Raw genomic sequence first — 26,862 nt, forward strand, 5'->3', positions numbered from 1 at the left:
AATTTTGCCTGCATAACTCCACTTAAATGGCTTTGCCATATTTTGATTGTAATACCTTATAAAATCTAATATCTTCCCATCAAGTTCATGAACCGATTTAAAACTTGCACGTCTAATACCTTACGGGTTAATATACCGAACCAAATTTCAATTTGATTCAGCCATGAAGCATGTCTTGGAGTATATACTATTCTTATACGGTGACTTTCATCTTCTAAAAACGCCTGTCTTATTTCCATTGTTTTTAATATTCCACAGTAACCTTTCTTACCTAAGTTCTCCTGGATATCACATTGCTTTGCAACATATTTAATAAGACTCTCAGATTTAGCGGTGGAAACTACATCTGATATGTGTTTTACAAAATCTTTTTCAGTCCTTGTTTTACTTACCATAGGTGCTATAATTTGTTCTGTCTTTATATCTCTTGATGCTATATGTTGTAGTTCCATTTCTTTTATATTCCTGTTCGCATTTTTCAATCCCACCCGGTCTTGCAGGCTTTGATGGATATTTATGTTCTATTGCCTGTATACCTGTTTTTTCATCACAACTTAGAATATGAAATCCTTCTTTTTGTAGATTATTACTGTTGATATAAACCTGACATACTGTACCTGTACGTCTTTCAAATTCTTCTGGATCTTTTAACTTATCTTTTGAGTTTAGCCACCCTTCAAACTGGTGTATTTTCAAATCCATTTCCTTTAAATATCTACAAATTTGCCTTGCCGATATACTTTCAACAATATTATCTTTTATAGCTTTACAAGCTAATTCTTCTGCAGTCCAATGACTTATCGGTACCCCAACTGATTCCGGCTTTTGTAATGATAAATTAATAATACATGCTATTTGTTCCATTGTAAAACTATTAGGCCGTCCGGATCTATAATTATCTTCTAAAATTTCCTTTATTGCCTGATTTAATTTACGCGGTTCATCTTTTTCTATACGGTCCAATTCTATTTTAGCCTGTATCCATCTTTAATTCCATTTAATAACTGTTTTTCTATTTACATTCAGACTTTTTGAAACAGTGGAGTTATTCGATTTCTCTAATAATTCTAAAATGATTTCAGCTCTTTTTTTGATTCAACTATACATTGCTCCCACCTACTATTTTTTTAAGGATTTTCACCTGTTTAGGTGTTGCATTGAAATTTTGTTGCGATCCAGTCAAAGTTGTATCTATAATTTTTATTAATTTATTGTGTGATTCATCTCCTGGACACAGATTGTCTTCTTTTAATCCATCTATATCAATATCTTTTGTACTATTTTTCTTGAAAAAGTTTTTTAAACCATTTATAATTTTATTATGCATGATAGTTTCCTCCTTTTTTAGGTGGTTTTTGCAATACTATCATGCATATTTTTTATTCTTTTTGCAAGTAACTATATGGAAATATTTTAATTTATTTGAAATTTAAGTGTCCACTTAATTACGTCTTCAACCACTAGGGCGTGTCTGAAAACTATTTTTTACTATACAAATAGTCTAATTAATGTAATTTACTAACATAAAATAACCTTTCATTGGCATATATTACTCTTACTTTTTTGTTGTTTAGCAATTTTATTTGTTCATTTTTGAGTTTTTAGACACGTCCTAATGAAATTTATATTTAATATTAAATCTGTAACTTTGACATAATAACATATGTGAAAATTTTTAAAATAATTTATCCGAAAATATAATACATATAATAGAAAAATTAGACAAAATATGATAATATAATATGTGAATTATGGAGAAGGTGACAATATAATGAAAGATAAAATAGAAGGAACAAAAAGAGCAGAGATAAATATGCATTTTTCAGAATTTGAAATGCCTCCAATGCAAGATATATTGATAGTAGGCAAAAATGCACCTATCGGACCTGAAGCTGCGAGAAGAATGGTAGACGTATTATCTCCAGAACAATATGACATAATAAAAATTGAGCATAACTATATAGAAGCAATTGTAGTTAGAAAATCCCTATTAAATATGCTTTCAGAAGATAAACTTATTCCCATAATAATGGAGGAAGGAGGAAAGATTGCTAACGAATCAATTATTGTAAAAGCACAGGTTAATATTATTTTACATGTTAGTAAATCTGTAGATTTATGAATAAAAAGGCTATTACCATAGCAGAAAAAAATTTTATGAAAGTAGACATTTTAGATGGTGTAAGGAGAATCCAAAATATTTTTTGCGAAGAAGACATAGATTGTTTCATAGTTTATGAAAACAAAAAGTTAATGGGTATAGTTACCAAAAAGGAACTGGTAAGAGCCCATCCCAACAGGATACTGGCAGATATTATGTCTGACAGATTTATTTGTATCAATTCTCATATCCACATTTGGCACATTAAAGAAATTTTTGATTTAAATGAAGATATTAATGTCATACTTTTAGAAAATGAAGATGATGTTGTCGGATACATATCAAGGACAAACTTAAATGCGGAATTCAGCAAACATATTGACTTGCTTACTGGACTTTATAAAAGCGATTATATGTTTTATAATGCACATAAATTTATAGAAAACAAACAAAATGCAACTATTATATTTTTAGATTTAGACAACTTTGGCCTCATCGATAAAAAGTATGGTCATATAAACGGCGATATCATATTGAAAAATATAAGTACCATACTGAAAAATAACATTCCGAAAGACTGTTATCTGTGCAGATATGCAGGAGATGAATTTGCTGTATTAACTCCATATTGTATAAATAAAAGTAAATTACTTTCTCAAAACATATTAAATATTATTGATTCATATGAATTCCCAAATAATATAAAAGTTTCTGCATCTATTGGTATTGCAAGTTGTGATATACATGATTGTGGCAAAATAAATAATAGTTTAGATATAATAAATAAACTGGTAAATAAAGCAAGTTTATTGTCTACAAAAGCAAAGCAAAATACCAATACTGCAATTATTACTGGTAATTTAGATATAAATGCAATTGCATGAATCATACAAAAGGGGTTATCTCATAAATCAGTCTATGGGACAACCCCTACAATCATATAGTATTAATTAAAATTTATTTGCAGGTCATAATATTTAATATTATATCATCCGCTTCTTTCAATCCCTTCGTACCAAGCTCACATAAATTTTTTATAGTCTTTTCTACATCTTTATCAATTATACCATCATTTTGTGATATTTCCACATTGTTCAATGCCAGCATAGCTGCTTGAACTGCTGCACTAACCCCTGTAGACACCTTAAGTGCACAGCCATATTTCGCACCATCACATACCATTCCAGATATATCTCCAATCATATTTTTAATAGCATATTTTATGTTCTCAAGTTTACCTCCAAAAATATAGGTTATACCACAACAAGCACCAGTAGCCGCAACTACACAACCGCATAATGCAGATAACCTTCCAAGGCTGCTTTTAATATGTATAGCAATTAAATTGCCGAGTGCAAGAGCTCTTATCAGCTTCTCTTGTGAAATCTTCAATTCGTCCATACTTCACATTTTCATAAAAATTTTTTCCCACCGCCAAACCATAATGATTAGCCAAAGCTTCATCTGACAATTTTTTATTTATAAGTGATCCATGAAGTAAAAATATGATTTTATCAGTATAAACTTCATTTATGAATTTATATATATCCTCCACAGTAATTATTTCATTTTTCCCCTCTTTATATCCCAGAGTATCTTGTCCCTCTTCTTCTGATATCTTTTTTCCATTACTTTCAACTAAAACTATATTAGTATGACTTCCCCTTATAACTACCCTTGAATATTCATTGTCATATTTGCATAAAACCTCAATATAAAGCTTTTCTGATGTATTTTTACGTTTAATATTCACCCTATTTTCATTAAGCATTATTTTTGCCAATTTAATATCTTCCTGTTTAATATCTGAAAGCACCTCCAACAATTTGCTGGAATTTCCTCCAGTGACCCCAAGTACTGCTGCAATATGAAGTCCCACCATTCCTGTTCCCGGTATTCCAACACCCATTCCATTTTTAAGTATGTTAGTACTTGCCAATATTTCTATTGTCTCAGGAATTTTACCCAAGGTCTCCTTGCATTTTGCAGCTGAAAGAGCCACTGCTATAGGTTCTGTACATCCAAGGGCAAGTGCTACCTCTTTGTGTAATAATTCAATCATTCCTTCATACATAGCAACACTTTCCTTTCATAATTATTTCATTACATTTAATATATATTTTAAGAACTCACTTCTTTTTTAATTCTATTTAAATATCTGTATATGGTGGCTTCAGAAGACTTCAATTGTTCCCCAATTTCACTTACCGCACCCTTAAGTAGAAATATTCCATTTTCATTTAATTTTTTTACAACTTCAATTTTTTCTTCCTGACACATTCTCTCTGGAGGTATTCCTGTACTCTTAATCATTTCCTGCATATTTTCCAAAGCAATTCCTTCAACAGACTGGTCAAGTTTTTCTATATCTTCCACTTTTGAATTATCATTTTTTATATGCATAAATTTATCGATAAAATCCCTTAATTCCCTAAATCTCTCCAAACTTATATTTATACAGAGCATACCAATAATTTCTTCTTTATCATCTTTTATAAAATAGGTAGAAGATCTCAGTACATTCCCCTCAGAAGATATTCCCTTATAATTCGTTATATAATCTTTACGGCTATATTTCCCATCTTTTAGTATCTTTAATACCAAATTTGTAGCAGGCTCTCCAATATCTCTTCCACTTATATGACCATTACTTATAGCAACAACTGAGTTATCTACATTTGTTATGTCATGTAGTACAATTTCTGTATCTTCTCCTAGAACTTCACCTAAAAAATTTATTAATGATACATATTTCTTAAGATAAGAATTGATTTTTCTCACTCCTTCTTCTCTTTAAAGCTATCCCATAACCCTTTTAAGCATTATAAGAATATGTTATTATATCAGCATAATATCTACTTTGCAATATTAATCTTCTTATTTATTCACTAAAAAAGCTCATCTTCCAGTTAAAAAAACCGAAAGATGAACTTTTATACTCTTAGGATAAGACTTCACTCATGAGTCTATAAATATTATCTTTATTATGATATTTGACAACCTCCATAGATGCACAATATTTATCTATAAATATAACTATGAAAGACTCTTTATACTTAGGCAATTTTAATGTTAAAGGCCACATATGTTTTACTATAATATCCTTTTCTAGCTCATTTAACTGAAAAATCCTAGTTGCATTTTGCAGTGCAGTATAAGGATGGGTAAAACCATGCAATCCTTTATCGTATCTCTTCACATGCCAGTCATAGAGGAAAAAATCATGAAGCAGGCCTCCTCTGGCAGCAGACCTATAATCAAGCCTCAAATCCTTACATACCAAATAACTCATATAGGATACATAGGTACTATGCTGAAGACAATTTACATTGCCATGCTGTATAAAATCCTTCATAGAAATAATATCTTCATGCTGAATCAAATCACTAATACACTTTTTATATCCTTCATAATCTTCTGCGTACTCGTTCAATTTCCAAATTGACTTTATTAACTGAATCACTATAATTCTCCTTTGTATAATAAATATTATTCTCAAAATTTAATTTAAATTAAGAATATATTATTTATCTTACTTCATTTTTAAAAAAATACAATAATATTAATGTTGTTTATTATGTTAATTTTCCCAAAATACTTAAATACAATACATATTCTTATACTACTGAAACTTTATAAGTAATATCCTTTATATAATAAAGTTGATAACTGCATATACATAGGTTTATAATGATATTATTATAGAAGATAATTATAATTATACCCATTTTAAACAAAGGAGATGATAAAATGGGATATGTTAAGTCCTAAAAATAGCAGATATGGCTTTAAATTTCATAGTTTTAAAGGTTTACACAAAATATGTCAGTATCAATTATTTTCATTATTTATTGCATAAATTAAAATATTCTATTTAAAATAAATAAGACTGCATTTTTGAACTTTATTTCTTTATTTAATGGAATATTTCTTAAAATCTATACCTGGACTTTCCGCAAAAAAGGGGAATTTTAGGTACTAACTTAATAATAAGGAGGAACCTTTATATGGAACTTAATTTAGACAATTTAATGAGAGAATTAAAAAAAACTATAATAAAAACTGGCTTTCAAATAATTGATAAAAATCCGGAAAAAAATGTGAACAAATTGTTTGAACTTGCTGAAAAAGCAAGCAGAGATGAATTCACAAGGAACAAGATTGTAAATATAAAAAAATATTACAATGACTTGCCATCAGTAAAAGGATACATTGAAAATATATTAAAAAACACAAATAAAAATTGTTTGAAAAAATTCTATTCCAATTTTATCGGTAATGCCATATGGTACGGAGTTGCTAAAAGAGAAAAAGTAGGCATAAAAAATGATACAAAGATTCCCTTTGTAATACTTATTAGTCCTTCAATGAGATGCAATTTAAGATGTACTGGATGTTATGCGGCAAACTATAGCAAAAAAGATGATATTCCTTACGAAGAGGTGGATAGACTTGTCAAAGAAGCTAGAGACGCAGGTATATACTATATAATCATTTTAGGAGGAGAACCTTTCTTCAACGAATATATGTTAAATATCTACAAAAAGTATAATGATATGTATTTTACTCCTTTTACCAATGGTACTCTATTTAACGAAAAATTAGCTGACAAATTGGCCGAACTTGGTAACGTAATGCCTATGCTATCTATTGAAGGATGGGAAAAGGAAACAGACTCAAGACGAGGAGATGGAATATTCAATTCTGTTGTAAAAGGTATGGAAATGTTAAATAAAAGAGGGATACTTTTTGGAGCTTCCTCCGCTACATCCAATAGAAATATTGATACTGTTACCTCTGAAAAATTTATAGATATGCTCATTGACCGGGGATGTAAAATGATTTGGTACTTCATATTTATGCCTGTAGGTGCCAATCCGGTAAAAGAAATGGAATACATGCTCTCCCCAGAAGAGAGAATAGAACTTGGGAGAAGAAGCAGAAAAATTAGAACTACAAAAAAAATATTTACAATTGACTTTTTTAATGATGCCCCCTATGTAGGAGGATGCATATCCGGTAAATACTATTGCCATATAAACTCAAAAGAAGATGTGGAATCATGTATATTTTCCCACTTTGCTACAACAAATATTAAAAACAAGCCTCTTATGGAAGCATTTAAGTCACCTTACTTTAAAAATTTAAGAAACAGACAACCCTTCAACAAAAATTTGCTGATGCCATGCCCTATGATTGATAATCCTGAATGTATCCGGGATATTGTAAAAGAATCAGGTGCTTATGCTACCCATCCTAGTGCAGAATTAATGATTAAGAACAAAGAATTCATGAAAAAACTAGATAAACTATCCGAAGAATTTAAACCTGCTGCAGAACAAGCATTCAAAGATGATTTTAATAATACTGGTAACTATACTATGTCAAAAGGTTAAACTTAATAATTATAAAAGATGTTTATAAGAAAATTAAAAGCCACAATCTTCAGATTCTTCTAAGATTCAGATAAAATTTGCTATAAAAACTTTCTTCACTTGAATCTTAAAAGAACCTATTCACATTCTTACCTTGCTTGTATTTCATTTATCTTTATCTATCAATATACCAATTAGATTATGTTCAATTTCAAAAAATCTTCTTCCAATTTAAAAATATTTTTATAAACATCTTTTAATCCCAGTAACCTTTTTAAAAAATTTAACTCCTTATGTGACAACTGAAGTTCATCATACCATGGCCTTGATTTTATACTGGTTTTTTTAAAGAAGAATAATGCAGATGAATAAGCAAATGACCTAAATATAAAAAATCCTCAAAACATATATACTTTTTATTATCTATAGGTCTTGCAAGTCCAAAATCAATAAGATGAACATCCTTTTCATCCACAATCACATTAGGCAATCTTATATCTCTATGCACAATACCTTTTTTATATTCTAAAATATAGCCATATATGCCATCCCTATTTATTATGTCAATTATTTTAGGAATAAAAGGATACTCAATAGACGCAAGTATTTGTTGTTCAAATATAATTTTATCCTTATATTTTTTCATAGTTTTAGATTTAATTTGTTTAAATAAATATTCTTCCTTCTGTGCATAAACTAAGTAACATATACCAAAACGCCCTTCACCTATTAATTTTACAATTTTGTATTTGCCCACCAAATAATCTGGTTGGTATATTTTCTTCTTAAAAATAGGAATTAAGACCACGAACTTCTATATCTTTTCCTGTAATATTCTCTTGGTGGATACCTTCTTTTATCATAATGGTATCTTTCCTCCGGACTATGCGAATAGTGTTTTTTATACCTTCTATGTGAATTAAAATATGAACCAAACATCTTTAATAGGCAGCTAAAAATCCCTCTCTTTTATAGTATCTGCTTCCCCGGTGACTATCTGCATATTTTCTTTTTCTTGATGATCTTGAAAGAAAACTCACTACATACACCTCTTCTCAAACTATTCTTAAATGTACTGTTAATTAACCGTGGATTAAAAACATTTTTAGTATTTTCATAGTATTCTATTCCTTTATATATGTCAATATCTAAAACTATATATCACCTAGATACAGGTATACAGCCTATTTTCTTTTGCATTTTTCTCAGTATTTTACTGGATACATAATATGCTTTTTCCGCTCCCCTTTTATATATATCCTCCAAATATTTTTTATCTTTAAGCAGTTCATTTACCCTCTCTTGAAGAGGTCTAAGTTCGTTTATTATAGCCTCTACAGTATCCTTTTTAAACTGAGCATATCCTTTTCCATCATATTTTTTTTCTATTTCTTCATGAGTCGTTCCAGTTATTGCACTTAATATAGTTATAAGATTTTTTATTCCAGGCTGTTCATCACTATATTTTACTTTTCCAATGCTGTCTGTAACACATCTATTAATTTTCTTTCTTATAATCTCAGGACTATCCATAATCAATATATAGCTATTTGGATTATCCGATGATTTGGACATTTTCTTCGTAGGATTTTGCAGATCCATTATTTTTGCACCATCTTCTGGTATATATCCTTCTGGTACATTAAATGTAGGACTATAAAGATTGTTGAATCTCTCTGCTATATCCCTTGTAAGTTCAATATGCTGTGTTTGATCCTTTCCTACAGGGACAAGATCTGTATTGTAAAGAAGTATGTCTGCAGCCATTAACACAGGGTAATTAAGAAGTCCTGCACGTACAGATTCTCCTCCTCCAGAATTCTGTGATTTACTCTTATACTGGGTCATCCTCTCAAGTTCCCCTACATAAGTGAAACAATTTAAAATCCAAGCTGCTTCACTATGTGTGGGTACATGGGATTGAATAAATATGGTGTTTTTATCTGGATTTATCCCTGCTGCTAGGTATATGGCAAGCACCTCAAGAGTTCTTCTTCTCAAATCCTTAGGCTCCTGTTTTACGGTTATTGCATGTAAATCCACTACACAAAAATAGCAATCATATTCATCCTGAAGCTTCACCCAATTTTTCAACGCTCCTAAATAATTACCTATAGTTAAATTTCCCGAAGGTTGAATCCCACTAAATATTACTTTTTTCTTTTCTTCCATAATTTTTACTACCTCCATATTTCAACATCTGATGTATGAAAAATCCCTATGACAAATAATCATAGGGTATTACTGGCACTTGTATCAGCTAAATCCCAAAAAACTTAAATTTCACTAAATATCATCATTATTGTACTATAAACATTTAAAAATTGCTATGTTAATTTATATCATATTATGTAATATATGATAATGTTAGTTCTCCTCAAAATTATACCTCCTAAAAATCAATTTAGGAGGTATCCCTATTATATATTTACTTTCACTTCATGTTCTCCTTCACTTAAAAACGGCACAACCTTATTATGAATCATATTGCCATCCAGCCATATTCCAACTTCTGAATTTCTTTCCACTTTTATATTATATACACATTGTCCCCGGGTATATTTTATAGTATATCCCTTCCAGTTGCTTGGTATACAAGGTGAAATGGTAAAACCATAATTTTCATTGAACTCCAATCCTAAAATTGTCTCTATCCCAGTTCTATACATCCATCCAGCAGCACCTGTATACCAGCTCCAACCGCCCCTTCCCACGTGGGAGTCTACTGCATATACATCCGCCGCCATTACATAAGGTTCTACCTTATATATCTCACAATTTAAATAGGTTTTAGTGTGATTTATAGGATTTATCATAGAAAAAGATTTATAGGCTCTATCATTATGACACATTTTAGCAAGTGCAAGCACAGACCATATGGCAGCGTGAGTATACTGACCTCCATTTTCTCTGACTCCAGGTATATATCCTTTAATATATCCAGGTTCTAAAGAGGATTTATCAAAAGCTGGAGTGAGCAGAAGCATAACTCCTTTATCTTCTTTTATAAGATTTCTTTCCAGTGCATCTACAGCTTCCCTTGCTCTTGACTCTTTTGCAGCCCCTGATATAACTGCCCAAGATTGTGAAATTGCATCAATCTGACATTCATCATTTTCAACGGATCCAAGAGGAGTTCCATTATCAAAATATGCCCTTCTATACCAGCTTCCATCCCATGCATTTATCTCTATATTTTCTCTTATAAATTCCTTTAATTTTAAATACTCATCTGAACGTTTATCATCGCTTTTGAACTTACATATGGCCTGGAATTTATCCAATATACTGTACAGGAACCATCCCAACCATACACTTTCACCCTGTCCTTTATTTCCAACAGTACTCATACCATCATTCCAATCTCCTGAACCCATAAGGGGTATATTGTGAGGACCAAATTTTAATGATTTTTCAATAGCCTTTATACAATGTTCATAAATATTTCCTTTCTTATTGGAAACATTAGATATTTTATATCTTTCATCTTCCCCTTCTTTCAATTGTTCATCTTCAAGATATAGCACTTCTTCATCCAGTATGCTGTAATCCCCTGTATTTTGTATATAATCTGCCACTACATAAGGCATCCACAATAGATCATCTGAAAATCTAGTTCTTATTCCACTTTCTACATAAGGATGCCACCAATGCTGTACATCACCTTCTAAATACTGCCTTGAAGCACTATATAATATGTGCTTTCTTGTTATATCAGGATTTAAATAACAAATAGCCATTACATCTTGAAGTTGATCTCTAAATCCATATGCCCCACCAGACTGATAAAATGCAGTTCTTGCAAAATACCTACATGCCACTACCTGGTACATAAGCCATCCATTTAACATAATATTCATGGAATTATCCGGTGTAGTAACCTGTATAACATTAAACATCCTTTCCCAGTAATCCTTAACCTTGCATAATTCTTCAATCCAAATCTCAACACTGCTGTATTTTTCAATAACTTTGCTTATTTCCTCAAAACTATCTTCCTGACCCAAAAGAATTAAAATTTCACCTTCCTCATTTTCATCCAACTCTATTTTTGTATTTTCAGCAAAACAAGGATCAAATCCAGCTCCTATTTTACCAGAAAAGCCTTCATATTCTAAACCTTTTGGTTCTGATATATCTCCTCCTCTGCCTATAAATTCCTCTCTGCTCGAAGTATAGGAAGAATCCTTACCTCCTAAAATCTTCATATAACATATGCCTCTTCCAAAACACTCACTATAAGGATTTACCGCGTATATATATTCCTCTTTACTGTTAAATCCAGTATATATATATTGGGCTGTTTGTTCATGACAAACTCCAAGTACCAACTTTGCATAATAAGTAAGTGAAAGTTTTCTTTTTACTTCTCCAATATTTTTTAATTTTATACGACAGATTTTTATACTCTCATTCATATCTGCAAATACAGTCATTTCTCCTAGTATTTCATTGGCTTCATGCTTGAATGTAGAAAATCCATATCCATGTTCTATTACATATTCTCCTGAATCTCTTATTGGCTTGGGAGATATACTCCATATCTTTTTTGTAACATCATCCTTTATATATAATGCTTCAGCCTCTCCATCTACTACCGGATCATTGGACCAGGTAGTAAGTTTATTTTCTCTGCTGTTTTTATTCCATGTGTAGGATACTCCATTTTCGGAAATATGAAATCCAAACTTTTTATTTGATATTACATTTATCCATGGAGCCGGAGTATTTCTATAATCCCTCAATATTATAAAATATGATTTTCCATCTTTGGAGAACCCTCCTATATCATTAAAGTACTGAAGTCCTGAAATATTAAAACTGTAATTTGAAGTATTATCCTTGTACCTGTTACTTGTATTCCCGTAAATTGCTTTTTTTCCCGCGGCATACTTAATATGTTTTACAAATTCGTCTTTTTCAGCATCTATTACAACTCTGGATATAGCTATAAAAAATTCTATATCGCTCTTGGCAATGGTGCTATTATTATAAATGTATATGCCTCCCGGTACATTTTTCTTGTTTGCTCTCCTTGAATTTACCGTATCTCTTATTTTATCTTGAAGCAATTGTACATAAGAGGTATCCTGTAGGTTCAATATAACCAAATCCACTGATAATCCTTTCAAACTCCAGTATTCATGTGCATTTATAAGCTGTCTCACAAGTTCCATGTGTTTTTCTTCTCTTATAATAAGAAGAACTATAGGTAAATCCCCTGAAATTCCATAAGGCCACAGTGCTGATTGCCCCTGATTTACTTTAGTGATATACTCATACCTGTCTTTAAATAAATCATTTATAAATAAAATCTTTGAGGCCATTTTTTGATACATATTTACCTGGTTCGATTTTATCCCCAAATATTTCATTTCCAATTGTACTTCCGTCCAGGAGAGCTGGAATATTCTATCTATATTGGACATATTCCTATATTTATTGGCAAGCTGGATTGCCTTTTCTCTAGAATTTGCAGTTACAGTACTGTAAGCTACCCTACAAGTCTTTCCAGGCTCTATAAGCACTCTGATTCTCATGCTTATTATAGGATCAATTACTGCCCCTATAGATTTGGTTAGTTGGACATCATTATCCATAGCTCTTGGATTCACAAGATTTCTGTTTCTTCCTATAAAATTAACTCTGCTGGTTTCATATTGAACAGAACCTATCTGTTTACCTTCTACTGCTATGGTCTGCATAAGCCATAATTTTTCTTCTTTTGACTTAGGTCTCCTGCTTGCAATAATACACATTGGTTCTTGAACAAATTCAGTCTCTATAAATAGATTTCCAAAAGCAGGATGAACCAGATCTGCATTATATGGTGCAAGGGTTACTTCCAAATAACTGGTGATTTCAATTTCTCTTTTATGGCTACTGCTATTTGTAATTGAAAGTCTCCTTACTTCCCCTTCATCTTCCTGAGATACAGTAACTTCGGTATAAGTTCTCAAGTTGCCATCTTTTCTCTTAAATTCACATTTATCTGGAAGAAATATAACCTCATAATCTTCTCCTTCATGTTTGCAAGGTTCAAAGGTGGCACTCCAATACTCATTTGAATTTATATTTTTTATATAAAAGAACATCCCTGTATTATCTGTAGTAGCATCTTCCCGCCACCTATACACCATAATATCATTTCTTTTGCTGTATCCGCTGCCGCTGTTTGTCATCATCAAATAATAATTTCCATTTGAAATTATATTTGTTTCTGGTGTTTTAGTAATGGCTGTAGTATACTTTCTCCCCACCACATTTTCTTCTCTAAATAAAGATTTCGCTTCTTTGCTGTGTTCCTCTCTATTATAGATAATAGATTTTGGAACTTTCTCCTGCAACAGCAATTCTACTGATTTAACTCTTGGAATTCTATGAAACCTTTCTTGTAAAATGTTTCCCATGAGCACATTATCAAGGGACATAAAGCTCATTCCCTGATGATGTATCATAAAACAGTTTACTATAGCGCTTTTCCTACCTTTAGATAATCTTTCACAAGTATAATCTATTGCATCATAAAATCCATATATTCCTTCAGCTTTAATTTCTATAAGCTTTTTTATATTATCCATTGCATTTTTAAAATCTACTTGAAGTGCCATTACAGAAGCATAAGGCGAAACAACCAATTCATTGGTAAGTCCTCTTTTTAATCCTATGCCTGGAACTCCAAAAGCTTTATATTGGTATATGGAATTTATATCAAAATCATAATATGCAGATTCTGATATCCCCCAAGGTATATGTTTTTTATCTCCATAGTTTTTTTGCACTTCCACTATATATTCATAAGTTTCACTAAATAAGGTATCAGGAAATTTTTTCATAATTATAAGGGGCATCAAATACTCAAACATAGTTCCAGACCAGGAAACCAGTCCTTTACCTCCGCCTACAGAAGTCATGGCTCTTCCCAAATTAAACCAATGTGACTGTTCCACTTCTCCTTTAGCTATGGCTACAAAACTCGCCTGCCTCGCTTCTGATGCAAGCAAATCGTAATAATTCTTACCTAAAGTATCTTTTTCCACATCATATCCTATGGCAAAGAGCTGTCTTTTTTTATTATACAGCATACTGAAATTATGCTCTTTTGCCATACTGGATAAGGTATCCCTTATAGTCTTTATTTGAAATATAATTTTGCCTATATTGAATTTAGTCTTTAACAGAAGTTCTTTTAAATCATTTATACTGTCATTTTCTTCTTGATGAGAAAATTCACCAATCAATTTATCCACAGCTTCAGGAATCTTCCCCAAAGGTACCTTAACTGCCAAATCATTCACCTTGTTTTTAAAACCTTTAAACTGAGGATTTTCATTTACAAAGGCAACACACGGAAATAAATTATTTAATTCTTCCAAAAATTTTATACACATATTGTAAATTTTCATATTCCAATATAGCTTTACAGACTTTTTGTCAAATTCCATAGATTTTTTTATTAATTCATATAAAAATGTCCTTAACAGAAATACGTCAATAATATGTTCTCCTTGAAACTTATTCAAACCATCGCCAGAGAGTTTCTCTATAAAATCCCCATAGGCCTGTTTAACCTTAAGTTCCTTATAAATTTCATTTTCTGCCAGTTTTAAAGTATCTTGCAAACCTAAGGGTAAGCTTTTATTTATTAGAGGATACCCCATATATTCATCAATACTTTCTTCCACAAGCCATATATATCCTACTAAATTACCGCTGTCCACTGTAGATACATACCTTGGATAAAGAGGCCTTTTATTTTTTATATCATACCAGTTATAGAAATGTCCTTTATATTTTTCTAAAGATTCCATATTTGAAATTATATTATCTAGTCTGCTTTGAAATTCTGATATACCTATATATCCAAGATCATAGGCTACCACATTAGAAGTAATACCCATAGCCATATTAGTAGGAGAAGTTCTATAGGCTATTCCTTTATAAGGTTTTTCCTGATAGTTATCTGGTGAAAGCCAATTAGTTTCCGAGTTTATAAAATCTTCAAAATAGGCCCAGGTTTTTCTGGAAAGTTGTCTCAATAACTCTCTATCTTCCCTGTCCATTTGTTCTTCCCTGATACTATTTCTGTCTTCACTTATATTAAAAGCTATCCAAGGTGAAAAAAACCATACCACACAAAATGGCAATACTAAAAATGCAGTTTCCAGAGAGTTCATAAATCCCAAGGCTCCTATTACAATTGCAATAACACTGCCTACCCACATTGTTTTAAAATAATGTACAAATTCTTTTTTTGAGGCTGCCTCCACATCTTCAGCAGTTTGCCATTGAAGCAAATTTTTACCGCTTATAAAAATCCTGTAAAGCGTCCTTATTATAGCATCTAACATTAAATATGCCTGATAGGGCAAAAAACTCAATATCAGGAAAAACTGTTCTATAGCAGTTTTAAAATTGCTTACTTTTCCCGAAAGACTTATGCCTTTTACAGGAGAAACTACAGTCTCCGATACATCAAAAAATATAGGACAGAGCAGCGAGATAAGGGCTATTAAAAGTAGATTATCTGAGTTAGAAAACAAAGTTAAAGAACCTATAATAAGTATTATAACTGCAGGACTTACAGCACTCCTTCTTAAATTATCTATTATTTTCCATTTGGACAGTCTGTTTAAAGAATTCTTCTTAAACAGCCAAGGTAAAAGCTGCCAATCTCCTCTCACCCACCTATGGAGCCTTTTACAACTGGAATCATAATATGCAGGATATCCATCTATAAGTTCTATATCCGTAACAAGTCCTGCCCTCACATAAGAACCTTCCAGAAGATCATGACTCAACACGGTATTTTCAGGTATTTCATCCTGTAAAATGCTATTAAATATATCTATATCGTAAATACCTTTTCCTGTAAATATGCCTTCATCAAACAAATCTTCATATACATCTGAAATAGCACTTGTGTATATATCTATGCCTGTTTCCCCGGAAAAAATATTAGAGTATACCGTTTTGTTGGCACTTAATACCCCTACACTCACTCTAGGCTGCATTAATCCATGTCCTCTCAATACCCTTTTATTATTTTTATCTATATAAGGAATATTTAAGGGGTGAGCCATGGCTCCTATAAGTGATTTAGCCGTATCCTTCGGAAGCTTGGTATCTGCATCTAATGTTATCACATACTTTGCACTATATAAACCACTTATATCTCCACTTATAACATTGTAGCTGGTATTTTTGTCCCCTCTTATAAGGGAATTGAATTCCATAAGCTTCCCGCGTTTTCTTTCCCATCCAATCCATTTTTGTTCTTTTTCATTATATTTTCTGTATCTACTCAAAAAATAAAATTTATCCCTGCCATCTTTTCCATACTTTTTGTTAAGACTCTTTATTTGTTCCAGAGCAGCTTCTACTATTAATTTATCTCCACTTTCCTCTTCATAAAAACTATCCTTAAAATCCCCAAGTAATACAAAATACAAATTTTCTTCCTCATTGGCTAAATAATACACTTCCAAATCACTTATAAGACTTTTTAGCCTATCTACATCATTTATAAGGGCAGGAATTACAACTACAGTACTAAATTCTCGCGGTATACCCTGTTTAAATTCCATTTTAGGTATAAATCTAGTTTCCACCAATTTATTTATACTCCAATTAAATATGGATATAAATATTTCACTACTTGGTATTAAAAGTATTATGGCAGCTACTATGTATTTCCACAAAGACAAACTCTCATTATAGAAGTTCATTCCACTTATTAATGAGTCTAAAAAAATAGTGCCAAATATTATAGTGCCTATGTAGAGATCTACTGTTATATTAGTTCCAACTTCAGAATTCACTTTTTTATATTCTTCTCCACTGGATTTTATCTTCTTCTTGAGACAGGATATACCTTTATCAATAAGGTAATATCCCACATGCTTTTCATATACCTCTCCAGATGCTTCCTCTGCACATTCTATGGCCTTCCTTGCTATAAAGGATTCAGGTACATTTATTTTTTTAGATAATTTTTCAACTTTATGCCTATAATAATCCCTAGAATTGAAATCCATAAGTTCATATATCCCTACTGGATCCTTCCTTAGTACCTGTTCTACATAGCTTAAATGTTCAAAATTCTCCTTCCAGTTCAACGCACATACTTCTCTTATACCATTAATGGAATTTTCCATGGATACTTGATATACAGCCTGTTTTTGATGATTTATATTTACTGCCCTTGCAGCACTGCTATCTTCTTTATCCAATTCTTCATCTATCCAATCATATACCTTACCACTATCTATAAAATTATCCCTTAGTATTTTTATAAACCTTTCAGTAAAAGGTGAAGTGAATTTTACTCTACTTCTTTTAAGACGTTCAATTTCAAAATCTATATTGTTTCCAGAGTTTATAATTCCTTCTGCTGCAGACTCTGCCCTTTTTCTTTCTTTTTGCATAAATACTATATTTTCTGTTATATTGCTTATATTCTGAATCAAAGCTATTCTGAGCATTATAGGAAGTGCCCAGAGTTCACAACTTTTTAATACTGTATTTTCTTCATAGGCACTTATGAAAGTTTCTATGGTTTCTTCACTTACAGTACCATAACTACACTGTAACATCTCTCTTGCTATGTAATATATTCTAGGATACCCCTTCATAGCTCCTTTAGTAATTACAGGAAGATCTCTATAATAATTTCCTGGCATATTGTTTTTTATATCCTTATACTCTTTCTTAATTAAATATAAATTGTCTAAAAGCCACTCAGCACAAAATACTATATCTTTTCTGTTTTTAATTTCCATGTTAAAAAAATTATATCCATGTAAAATACTTTTATAATTTTTATCTAAACTATCAATTAATTTTTTCTTACAGCTTCTTTTTTTAACTTGTGCCGGTATAATTGATATTTCTCTGGCATATTTTTTTAATTCTTCCCTGCCTAGATTCAGTACAGGAATGTCATCTACCATATTTTCATCCACATCACTGCATTTATTTGAATTTTTATAAATCACTGCAAGTAATATAATTATAGCTATACCTACGATATAAAGCATATAAAGCATAAAAAATCCATCCTTTCTTGTGAAAAAGAATTGTACTTTCATTATTGTTCCCAATAAAGATGAAAATATAAATTCTCAAGTAGGATGGAATTAAATTACAACATTATTTGATTTTCTATCATATTATCAAAACTCTGTCTTTTAGAAATTAGCTTTGATTGTCCATCTTTTACCAAAACCACCGCTGGAATTGGAATCTTATTATAATTGCTTGCCATGGAATACCCATAGGCTCCTGTAGTAAATACGGCTAATATATCTCCTGACTGAACCTTTGGAAGTTCTACATCCTTTATCAATATATCTCCCGATTCACAACACTTTCCTGCCACAGTTACCACTTCTCTGCTCTCATCCTCTACTTTATTTGCTATGGCACATTCATAAGGAGCATTATAAAGTGCAGGTCTTATATTGTCTACCATTCCTCCATCCACAGACACATACTTTCTTATAGCTGGAATTTCCTTTATTGCACCTATGGTATAAAGGGTTGTTCCTGCATTTCCTATTATGGATCTGCCAGGCTCTATCACAAGAGATGGTAATTTCATATTCAATTCCTTTGCCTTAAGCTCTGCCTTTTCCAATATAACACTACAAAAATCCTCCACAGTCTTTGGTTTATCCTCTGGAGTATAATATATTCCAAATCCCCCGCCAAGATCCAATTCTTCTACTTCGTATCCTGTTTCATCTTTTATATTTTTTACAAGATTCAACATAATTTCGACCTCATCTTCATAAGGTTTTGTTTCAAATATCTGCGAGCCTATATGACAGTGAATACCTGTAAGTCTTATATTTGAGAAGCCTATAGCTTTTTTCACCCCATCTATAGTTTCACCATTTATCATAGTGAATCCAAATTTGGAATCTATTTGTCCTGTCTTTATATATTCATGGGTATGAGCTTCTATCCCAGGAGTTACTCTTAAAAGAATTTTTTGTATTTTCCCTTTTTCCTTTGCTAAAGAATTTATCTTGTCCAGTTCATAAAGATTATCTACCACAAATCTTCCCACGTCAAGATCTATTCCCATTTCTATTTCATTTAACGTTTTATTATTTCCATGAAAATAAACCTTTTTCATAGGAAAACCACTTTTTAAAGCAGTATAAAGTTCCCCCTCTGATACCACATCTAAATACAATCCCTCACTATTTATTATCTGGCACATAGCTAAATTTAAGAAGGCTTTACCAGCATAAGTGACCTTATTGTTTTTATCCGCTTTAAAAGCTTTATGATATCTTCTGCATTTGTCCCTAACTAATTTTTCATCTATTACATAAAGAGGAGTTTTATACTCTTCTACTAATTTTTCAGTGCTCACTCCACCGATATATAAAATATTATCTTTAACTTCCATGTTACCTATTAATCTCACACTGGTATCCTCCTAAAAGTTTTTGCCCAAAACATATTCATATCATTACAAATTGAATTTTTCTGCTATAACACTTATTGTCTTCATCTTGTCTTCTTGCTTTATAGCACAGGTAATTCTTATTTCCGATGTAGTTATCATTTTTACAGCTATATTATTTTCCCTAAATAACTTAAACATCTTTGCAACTACTCCTGAAGTAGTTTTCATTCCTATACCTACTATGGAAAACTTGGTTATATCCTCGTCTATATCTATCTGGTTATTATCAAAATATGATTTTAGAATATTTAGACATTCTTTCATATCATCTTTTGGTATGGTAAAGGACACATTAACCTTGCCATTTATAGGTGCAGTTTGACTTATCATGTCTACATTTATCTTCTTCTCTGCCACACTTTCAAAAAGATTTGAAATAATATTTATATCATTTTTAATATCTTTTACCGTAATTGCAATATCCTCATCACTAGTGGCAAGTCCCGTTACTGGTTTACTTTCTAAATTCATTGTATCTACCCCCTTGATAACTGTTCCTCTTATATTACTATTACTTAACCCTACATACACAGGTATATTATATTTTTGTGCAAGTTCTATAGATCTAGAATGCATAACTTGAGCTCCCAGACTTGAAAGTTCAAGCATTTCCTCATAATCTATCTCATCCAATTTTTTGGCATTTTTGTACTTTCTCGGATCCACACTATATATTCCATCTACATCAGTGTATATTTCACATACTCCATTTAATTTTACAGCTATAGCCACAGCTGTAGTATCTGAACCACCTCTGCCCAAGGTAGTTATATCTCCTTCATCATTTATACCTTGAAAACCTGCCGCAATTATAATTTTACCTTCATCTAAACTTTTTTTCATTCTCTCTGCATTTATATCATCTATAAGAGATTTTCCATATTGACCGCTGGTTTTTATTCCAATCTGATAAGCTGTATAACTTATGGCATCATATCCCAGATCCTTAATAGCCATTGCAAGCAGTGCACAGGACATCATCTCTCCTGTAGATAAAAGTGCATCCAACTCTCTTTTATCTGGATTATCTGTAATTTGCCTTGCCAGGGCTATTAAATCATCTGTAGTATCACCCATAGCTGATACTACAACCACTAAACTATTTCCAGCCTTTACTTTGTTTACTACAGTATTTGCTACATTTTTTATTTTTTCTGGAGTGCCTACAGAGCTTCCTCCATACTTTTGAACAATAATTGCCATAATACTCCTCCCTATTTCTGGTTATCAAATGATTTCTAGATTCAAGTAACTTCATCTTATGAATACTAGAATAATTTATTCATATGTGCAGCATTGTTAGACCTCCAATTTAAATAAACCAGAGGTATTATCAATGTAACCCTAGGATAAAAATAAGTGCAGTAAAGGAACACACCTATACTGCACTTTATGTACAGTTGTGTACCTTTGTAGCTCTCCATCAAAATATTTTGATGACAGCCTTACACATATTATATGCAAGACCAAAGTTAGGTTCGCAAACTAACTTTTCGGCTGTAATTCCTTTCTTTATTCCTCAAACATCTGCCGATTAAAAATAAATACTATTAATTACAGCACCTCTACCCTAGGCAGCCCAATTATTAAATTGCCCTAAGTTTATCACAAACTTTTACTAATTTCAACTTTTTTAGTCAGAAAACTTTTTCCCATTATTTTTAGATAGTTCCCAAATTACTTAAACTGTTGATTTTATTCTAAATCCTTTAGAATTTGAAATGCTTCTACCTATACTATTTATTTTTTCTGTAATACACCTTCTACATTGAACTGGAGTATCTCCAGTACAAATTTTACCTGGATATAGGGCATAGAGTTTTCTGTACACTCCTTCTGTTACATTTGGCATAACTACATTTGCTCCACTTTGAAGAGCTATTTGCCTCCCATCTGATACCAGACTTTCCATGGCCGTTGTGGCTGGAATATTTATATCAGGCATTAACAATCTAATCAAAGCCATAACTTTTATACTTGTTATAAAGTCCCCCCCTATTTTATCTTTTAGTGGAGTATCTTCATTTGGAATAAAAGGTCCTATCCCAATCATGTCTGCATCTATTTCTCTAAAGAACAATATATCCTCTGCCAAAGATTCTACACTCTGATCCGGGAGCCCTATCAAACATCCTGTACCTACCTCATAGCCTAAAATTCTTAGATCCCTTAAACATCTTTTTCTATTTTCATAACTCATACCTGGATGCATTTTTTTATATAAATTCTCATCTGTGGTTTCTATTCTTATTAAATACCTGTCTGCACCTGCTTCTTTAAGATATTTATATTCTTCAAAAGTCTTCTCACCTATACTCAAAGTCAGTGCCATATCCATTTTTTTTATATTTGAAATTATATATTTAAGTTTATCTAAAGTATAGTAATCATCCTCTCCAGATTGCATAACTATAGTCTTATATCCATACCCCTCTGCTTTTTTAGCCAGTTCAATAATATCATCTGGAGATATTCTATATCTTTCAATATTTTTATTATTACATCTTAATCCGCAATACATACAATTTTTTTTACATATATTTGAAAATTCTATCAATCCTCTTAAATGAACTCTATCCCCTACATATTTTTTTCTTACTCTATCAGCTGCTTTAAAAAGTTTCTCATTACATTCATCATCTTTAAGCAAATAAACTATTTGATCTTTATCTAATATGTGGTTATACTCTGCTTTTTCAATTAACTGTACTGATTTACTCATAATTTTACAAACTCCTTTATAAAACACTAAGCTTCAGATAATTTAACAAAACCTGAAGCTTAGAAACTTTAATTAATCGAGGAAGTCTTATACACATACAATTCATGTAGAGCTCTTGTAGCCATTATATATTTTAATGTATCATTATTGCTTTGAGAGGTATCTACCATTATAACAGCATCAAATTCCAGACCTTTAGCAAAATAAGCTGGGAGAATAACTTCTCCACTAGAATAAATCATATTTTCTCTATCTATAAGATTTATATGCATCCTTCTTTTAATTAAATTACTTAAAGCTTCTGTATTTTTTAAATCCCTACATATTACAGCAATACTTTCGTAACCTCTCTCCTTTAATTCTACAACATTATAGAGTATTTTGTCCACAAGTTCTTTATGATTATCTATTTGTTTTTCTATAACTTCCTTTCCCGTCCTAACCAAAGATATTATTTTATTATGTTTTAAATATCTATTTGCATAAGTAATTATTTCATTGGTAGACCTATAGCTTTTATCCAATAAAAAATTCTTCACTTCTATATCAGTAAAAATATCTTTTAATCCCATCATGGCACATTTATCCGCTGAAGATATAATTCTCTGATTTATATCCCCCACTATAGTATATGACTTGCAATCTGTGAGTTCTTTAATAACCCAAAATTGAAGAGGTGAATAATCCTGAGCCTCATCTATCACTATATGTCTTATTCCACCATTATATTTCATCCCTTCTAATTTTATCTTAAGATATAAAATAGCAGCCAGATCATTATAAATCAATGGTCTATTACTATTAAAGTCATTATATATGGAAATTACATCCGGTTCATTCATCCATTTTAACTTTTCTTTTTTAATTTTTATTACCTCACCTATTACACTTCTTATTTTATTTCGTCTTTTATACTCTAAATCAACCTGAAAATCATTGAGTTCTTCCTCTGTCATATTTTCGATTCTGTCCTTATAATCCTTCTGAATAAGATTTACCAGAATATTTCTTTCATCTTTTATTTTTGAATAGATAATACCTCTTAATCTCCTGACCCTCTTAAATAAAGGCATATTTTTAAAATCACAGGTTAACATCTTATCTATCTGTTCCCCAGATAATATTACTTTATCATAAAACAGAAGATCTTCTGTTTTAAAATAAGATTCTTCCACATTATGAATCAAATTATCCATATCACTCATGTATTTCAATGAACCTTTATATATAACCTCAGCAATAAATCCCTTATTATTATCTACAATATTTTCCGTATAATCCCTAAAACTCATTGTAGGAGGCAAATCTATCATGCTGCCAAAAAATTCTGTAAAAGTTGTCTGAATAACCTTTTCTTCCCCCAGACTTGGAAGTACTCTTGAGATATAATCTATAAATATACTGTTAGGTCCCAGTATAAGAACTTTTTCCTGTAATATTTTCCTATAATTATATAAAAGATATGCTACTCTATGTAAAGCTATGGTGGTTTTTCCACTTCCCGCCACTCCATTTACAACTACTGCTCCTTTTCTTGGCTGCCTTATTATATTATCCTGTTCTTTTTGTATGGTCATTACTATATCTTTTAACTTTTCCCCTGCATTTTTACTGAGTACCATTTGTAATATTTCATCTTTTACATCCAGATTAGAATCAAACATTCCCAAAAGAGTGGATTTTTTTATAATAAACTGCCTTTTTGAAAGTACTTCCGCTTCAATTTCCCCTCCAGGAGATTGATATTTCAAAGTTCCCAATTTTCCCTCGTAAAACAACGCACAAACAGGAGATCTCCAATCTATTACAATGGGTTCGTAGTCTTTCCTTGCAGTCATTCCAAATCTTCCTATATATATACTTTCCTTACCGTAACTATCCTTAAACTCAATCTTGCCAAAATAAGGTGAGGATTTCAGTATGGAAAGTTCTCTTATATTTTTATTCACCAATCTATACTGTTCTTCCCTTGCATACATTTCATGACTGAAATATTCTACATATTGATCTTCATCATCCCTATATTGCTCTAGATTTTTTTCTCTCAAGTCAAGTATGGAATTTACAATTTGCTTTCTAATATTTATATAATCCAATATTTGAACATTAATCTCTTTCAATACTTCGTCTAGCTTTTGTTTTTCCAAGTTCAGTTCAAATTCCCTGTTTAAGTCCTTTTTTAAATTTTCCTCATACATATTTATATCTCCATTTCACTGACTTTTAATTATTAGGGCTCTTATTAAGCTATTTATCTCTGTATGTTCTTATTATACCCATAAATTCGTCTCCCATTAAAGTTTCCTTTTCAATAAGCTGTTCTGATATTTTTGCAAGTAATTCTACATTATTTTCAAGAAGTTTCCTAGACTTATTATGACAATGTTTTATTATTTTTAAAGTTTCCTCATCTATAATTGAAGCTGTCTCTGCACTACAGTTTTGCATTGGACTTCCATCCAAATATCTATCCTGTATGGATTCTAATGCCATCATATCAAATCTTTCCGTCATTCCATAAAGAGTAACCATACTCCTTGCAGTTTCAGTGGCTCTTTCAATATCGTTGGCAGCTCCTGTAGATATACTGTTAAACACAACTTCTTCTGCAGCCCTTCCCGCTAACATAACACATATCCTGTCTATCATTTCTTCTCTGGTAATTAAATATTTCTCTTCTGTAGGAAGCTGCATTGTATATCCAAGGGATCCCATGGTTCTTGGCACTATAGTTATTTTATGAACAGGATCCGTATGTTTCAAAAGGGTAGCTACAAGTGCATGCCCCACTTCATGAAAAGCAACCTGTCTTTTTTCTTCTGGAGAAAGTATTTTATCTTTCTTTTCCTTCCCTGCTATAATTAATTCTACAGCATTTTCCAGATCATCCTGGGTTACCTCATATCTTTGATTTTTAACAGCCTTAAGTGCTGCCTCATTTATTATATTCGCAAGATCTGCTCCCACAGCTCCAGGGGTAGACTTTGCTATAGCATTTAAATCCACATTGCTTGAAACCCTAACTCCCTTTATATGAACCTTTAATATATCTTCTCTTCCCTTCAAATCTGGTCTGTCAACTACCACTCTCCTGTCAAATCTCCCCGGCCTTAAAAGTGCCTTATCCAAAACTTCTGGTCTATTTGTAGCTGCCAGTATTACCACACCCTTTGAAGAATCAAATCCGTCCATTTCTGCAAGAAGCTGATTCAAAGTCTGTTCTCTTTCATCATTTCCCGATACATTTCCGCCTCTGCTCTTTCCTATTGCGTCTATTTCATCTATAAAAACTATACAAGGAGCCTTTTCCTGTGCCTGCTGAAATAAATCTCTCACTCTGGCAGCACCCATACCTACAAACATTTCCACAAAAGCAGATCCTGATATGGAAAAAAAAGGAACCTCTGCCTCTCCTGCCACCGCCTTTGCAAGCAAAGTTTTCCCTGTACCTGGAGGTCCCACAAGAAGTGCCCCTTTAGGTAATCTGGCTCCTATGGAAGCATACTTCTGAGAGTTGTGCAAAAAATCCACTATTTCAACAAGAGACTCTTTAGCCTCCTTTTGTCCTGCTACATCTTCAAAATTAACGCCTGTTTCATTTTCTGCATATATTTTAGCAGTATTTCTACCAAAAGACATAACTCCGCTGCCTATCCTTTTACCTAACGCTCCTAAGATAATTTTAGCAAAGAACATAAGTACAATTACAGGTAGAATCCATCCTGTAAAAACATTCTTCATCAAAGCATTTTCTTGAGATGCCCCAAATATGATATTTGCATCACTTAACTTTTGTATCAAATCAGGATCATTTAACTTCTCCGTATAAAGCATTCTTTCTTTCTCTTCATCCTGTTTGCCTTTAAGCACTATAAATAATTTATCTCTTCCTATTTTAACCTGTGAAATTTTATTCTGCTTAATATAATTGACAAAATCACTGTATTTTATATGATCATATTTTAATCCATTAAAATATTCATTAACCACAAATACAATTATAATAGCCAGCAGTGCATAACAAATAAAATATATAAGTTTATTATTCTTAAATTTTTTGCCATTAAACATATTTATATGGGCCTCCAGATTATTATGACTTGTAACTCTACTTATATTATAACAATAAATCTTTTCTTTCTTAACACTTAAAATTATATTTTCAAAGTTATTTATATAAAAT

The 26,862-nt window shown here is 31.5% G+C and carries 17 protein-coding genes, 1 pseudogene and 1 riboswitch; of the genes and pseudogenes, 3 read left to right on the top strand and 15 right to left on the bottom strand.

Annotation, left to right across the window (positions count from 1 at the left end; genetic code table 11):
- Positions 1-65: 65 nt before the first annotated feature.
- From V7Q02_RS05565 to V7Q02_RS05575, 3 genes are all read right to left on the bottom strand, one after another.
- Positions 66-395 (bottom strand): transposase, encoded by a 330-nt coding sequence (locus V7Q02_RS05565; RefSeq protein WP_442882157.1) that lies wholly within the window; start codon positions 393-395, stop codon positions 66-68.
- A complete protein-coding gene (locus V7Q02_RS05570) occupies positions 385-963 on the bottom strand; it encodes a helix-turn-helix domain-containing protein (RefSeq protein ID WP_333860015.1) in 579 nt (192 codons plus the stop codon). Before V7Q02_RS05570 ends, V7Q02_RS05565 begins: the two co-directional genes overlap by 11 nt.
- A gap of 136 nt (positions 964-1,099) precedes the next feature.
- The gene (locus V7Q02_RS05575) at positions 1,100-1,327 is read right to left on the bottom strand and encodes a hypothetical protein (RefSeq protein WP_333860016.1); all 228 of its coding nucleotides are present in this window, start codon (positions 1,325-1,327) and stop codon (positions 1,100-1,102) included.
- A 444-nt stretch (positions 1,328-1,771) separates the two neighbouring features.
- Between V7Q02_RS05575 and V7Q02_RS05580 the strand changes: the two genes are divergently transcribed.
- Together V7Q02_RS05580 and V7Q02_RS05585 are read left to right on the top strand one after the other, a co-directional pair.
- Entirely contained in the window at positions 1,772-2,122 is a 351-nt protein-coding gene (locus V7Q02_RS05580) for a hypothetical protein (protein ID WP_333860017.1), read from the top strand.
- 35 nt (positions 2,123-2,157) lie between these two features.
- Positions 2,158-2,985 (top strand): GGDEF domain-containing protein, encoded by an 828-nt coding sequence (locus V7Q02_RS05585; protein WP_333860018.1) that lies wholly within the window; start codon positions 2,158-2,160, stop codon positions 2,983-2,985.
- 73 nt (positions 2,986-3,058) lie between these two features.
- On the opposite strand, the gene V7Q02_RS05590 is transcribed toward V7Q02_RS05585, so the two are convergent.
- From V7Q02_RS05590 to V7Q02_RS05605, 4 genes are all read right to left on the bottom strand, one after another.
- Positions 3,059-3,502, bottom strand: coding sequence for an L-serine ammonia-lyase, iron-sulfur-dependent, subunit alpha (locus V7Q02_RS05590; protein WP_333860019.1), 444 nt, complete (start codon positions 3,500-3,502; stop codon positions 3,059-3,061).
- Positions 3,426-4,175, bottom strand: a complete 750-nt coding sequence (locus V7Q02_RS05595; RefSeq protein ID WP_333860020.1) for a hypothetical protein — start codon at positions 4,173-4,175, stop codon at positions 3,426-3,428. The genes V7Q02_RS05590 and V7Q02_RS05595 overlap by 77 nt, the downstream gene beginning before the upstream one ends.
- Positions 4,176-4,222: 47 nt before the next feature.
- The gene (locus tag V7Q02_RS05600; protein ID WP_333860021.1) at positions 4,223-4,882 is read right to left on the bottom strand and encodes a helix-turn-helix transcriptional regulator; all 660 of its coding nucleotides are present in this window, start codon (positions 4,880-4,882) and stop codon (positions 4,223-4,225) included.
- Positions 4,883-5,042: 160 nt separating this feature from the next.
- A complete protein-coding gene (locus tag V7Q02_RS05605) occupies positions 5,043-5,564 on the bottom strand; it encodes an HD family phosphohydrolase (protein WP_333860022.1) in 522 nt (173 codons plus the stop codon).
- A 544-nt stretch (positions 5,565-6,108) separates the two neighbouring features.
- Here V7Q02_RS05605 and V7Q02_RS05610 point away from each other — a divergent pair.
- Positions 6,109-7,497 (top strand): radical SAM protein, encoded by a 1,389-nt coding sequence (locus tag V7Q02_RS05610; RefSeq protein ID WP_333860023.1) that lies wholly within the window; start codon positions 6,109-6,111, stop codon positions 7,495-7,497.
- A gap of 173 nt (positions 7,498-7,670) precedes the next feature.
- Here the strand turns inward: V7Q02_RS05610 and V7Q02_RS05615 are convergent.
- The 8 genes and pseudogenes from V7Q02_RS05615 to ftsH all read right to left on the bottom strand — a co-directional run bounded on the left by V7Q02_RS05615 (position 7,671) and on the right by ftsH (position 26,750).
- Positions 7,671-8,284: pseudogene (locus tag V7Q02_RS05615) on the bottom strand (phosphotransferase).
- Positions 8,285-8,637: 353 nt separating this feature from the next.
- On the bottom strand, positions 8,638-9,648 hold the full coding sequence (gene trpS / locus V7Q02_RS05620; RefSeq protein WP_333860025.1) for a tryptophan--tRNA ligase: 1,011 nt from the start codon (positions 9,646-9,648) through the stop codon (positions 8,638-8,640).
- Between the two features lie 248 nt (positions 9,649-9,896).
- A complete protein-coding gene (locus V7Q02_RS05625) occupies positions 9,897-18,524 on the bottom strand; it encodes a GH36-type glycosyl hydrolase domain-containing protein (protein WP_333860026.1) in 8,628 nt (2,875 codons plus the stop codon).
- A gap of 95 nt (positions 18,525-18,619) precedes the next feature.
- Positions 18,620-19,915 carry a diaminopimelate decarboxylase gene (gene lysA / locus V7Q02_RS05630; protein ID WP_333860027.1) on the bottom strand — a complete coding sequence of 432 codons (1,296 nt, stop codon included), beginning with the start codon at positions 19,913-19,915 and terminating at the stop codon, positions 18,620-18,622.
- A 45-nt stretch (positions 19,916-19,960) separates the two neighbouring features.
- Complete coding sequence (locus V7Q02_RS05635) at positions 19,961-21,160, bottom strand: aspartate kinase (protein ID WP_333860028.1); 1,200 nt, start codon at positions 21,158-21,160, stop codon at positions 19,961-19,963.
- Between the two features lie 202 nt (positions 21,161-21,362).
- Positions 21,363-21,533: riboswitch (Lysine riboswitch) on the bottom strand.
- A 105-nt stretch (positions 21,534-21,638) separates the two neighbouring features.
- Positions 21,639-22,679: a [FeFe] hydrogenase H-cluster radical SAM maturase HydE gene (gene hydE / locus V7Q02_RS05640; protein ID WP_333860029.1), complete on the bottom strand. Its 1,041-nt coding sequence runs from the start codon at positions 22,677-22,679 to the stop codon at positions 21,639-21,641.
- A gap of 68 nt (positions 22,680-22,747) precedes the next feature.
- Positions 22,748-24,877, bottom strand: coding sequence for a HelD family protein (locus V7Q02_RS05645; protein WP_333860030.1), 2,130 nt, complete (start codon positions 24,875-24,877; stop codon positions 22,748-22,750).
- A gap of 49 nt (positions 24,878-24,926) precedes the next feature.
- On the bottom strand, positions 24,927-26,750 hold the full coding sequence (ftsH, locus tag V7Q02_RS05650) for an ATP-dependent zinc metalloprotease FtsH (RefSeq protein WP_333860031.1): 1,824 nt from the start codon (positions 26,748-26,750) through the stop codon (positions 24,927-24,929).
- Positions 26,751-26,862: the final 112 nt, after the last annotated feature.

The sequence above is a fragment of the Clostridium sp. genome, assembly GCF_036781005.1.
GTDB lineage: Bacteria > Bacillota > Clostridia > Clostridiales > Clostridiaceae > Clostridium_B.

Bases quoted from the DNA above. Each gene is read 5' to 3' on its own strand.
- V7Q02_RS05565 (WP_442882157.1), bottom strand. From the start codon at position 395: ATGGTAAGTAAAACAAGGACTGAAAAAGATTTTGTAAAACACATATCA.
- V7Q02_RS05575 (WP_333860016.1), bottom strand. From the start codon at position 1,327: ATGCATAATAAAATTATAAATGGTTTAAAAAACTTTTTCAAGAAAAAT.
- V7Q02_RS05580 (WP_333860017.1), top strand. From the start codon at position 1,772: ATGAAAGATAAAATAGAAGGAACAAAAAGAGCAGAGATAAATATGCAT.
- V7Q02_RS05585 (WP_333860018.1), top strand. From the start codon at position 2,158: ATGAAAGTAGACATTTTAGATGGTGTAAGGAGAATCCAAAATATTTTT.
- V7Q02_RS05590 (WP_333860019.1), bottom strand. From the start codon at position 3,502: ATGGACGAATTGAAGATTTCACAAGAGAAGCTGATAAGAGCTCTTGCA.
- V7Q02_RS05595 (WP_333860020.1), bottom strand. From the start codon at position 4,175: ATGTATGAAGGAATGATTGAATTATTACACAAAGAGGTAGCACTTGCC.
- V7Q02_RS05610 (WP_333860023.1), top strand. From the start codon at position 6,109: ATGGAACTTAATTTAGACAATTTAATGAGAGAATTAAAAAAAACTATA.
- trpS (WP_333860025.1), bottom strand. From the start codon at position 9,648: ATGGAAGAAAAGAAAAAAGTAATATTTAGTGGGATTCAACCTTCGGGA.
- V7Q02_RS05625 (WP_333860026.1), bottom strand. From the start codon at position 18,524: ATGCTTTATATGCTTTATATCGTAGGTATAGCTATAATTATATTACTT.
- V7Q02_RS05635 (WP_333860028.1), bottom strand. From the start codon at position 21,160: ATGGCAATTATTGTTCAAAAGTATGGAGGAAGCTCTGTAGGCACTCCA.
- hydE (WP_333860029.1), bottom strand. From the start codon at position 22,679: ATGAGTAAATCAGTACAGTTAATTGAAAAAGCAGAGTATAACCACATA.
- V7Q02_RS05645 (WP_333860030.1), bottom strand. From the start codon at position 24,877: ATGTATGAGGAAAATTTAAAAAAGGACTTAAACAGGGAATTTGAACTG.
- ftsH (WP_333860031.1), bottom strand. From the start codon at position 26,750: ATGTTTAATGGCAAAAAATTTAAGAATAATAAACTTATATATTTTATT.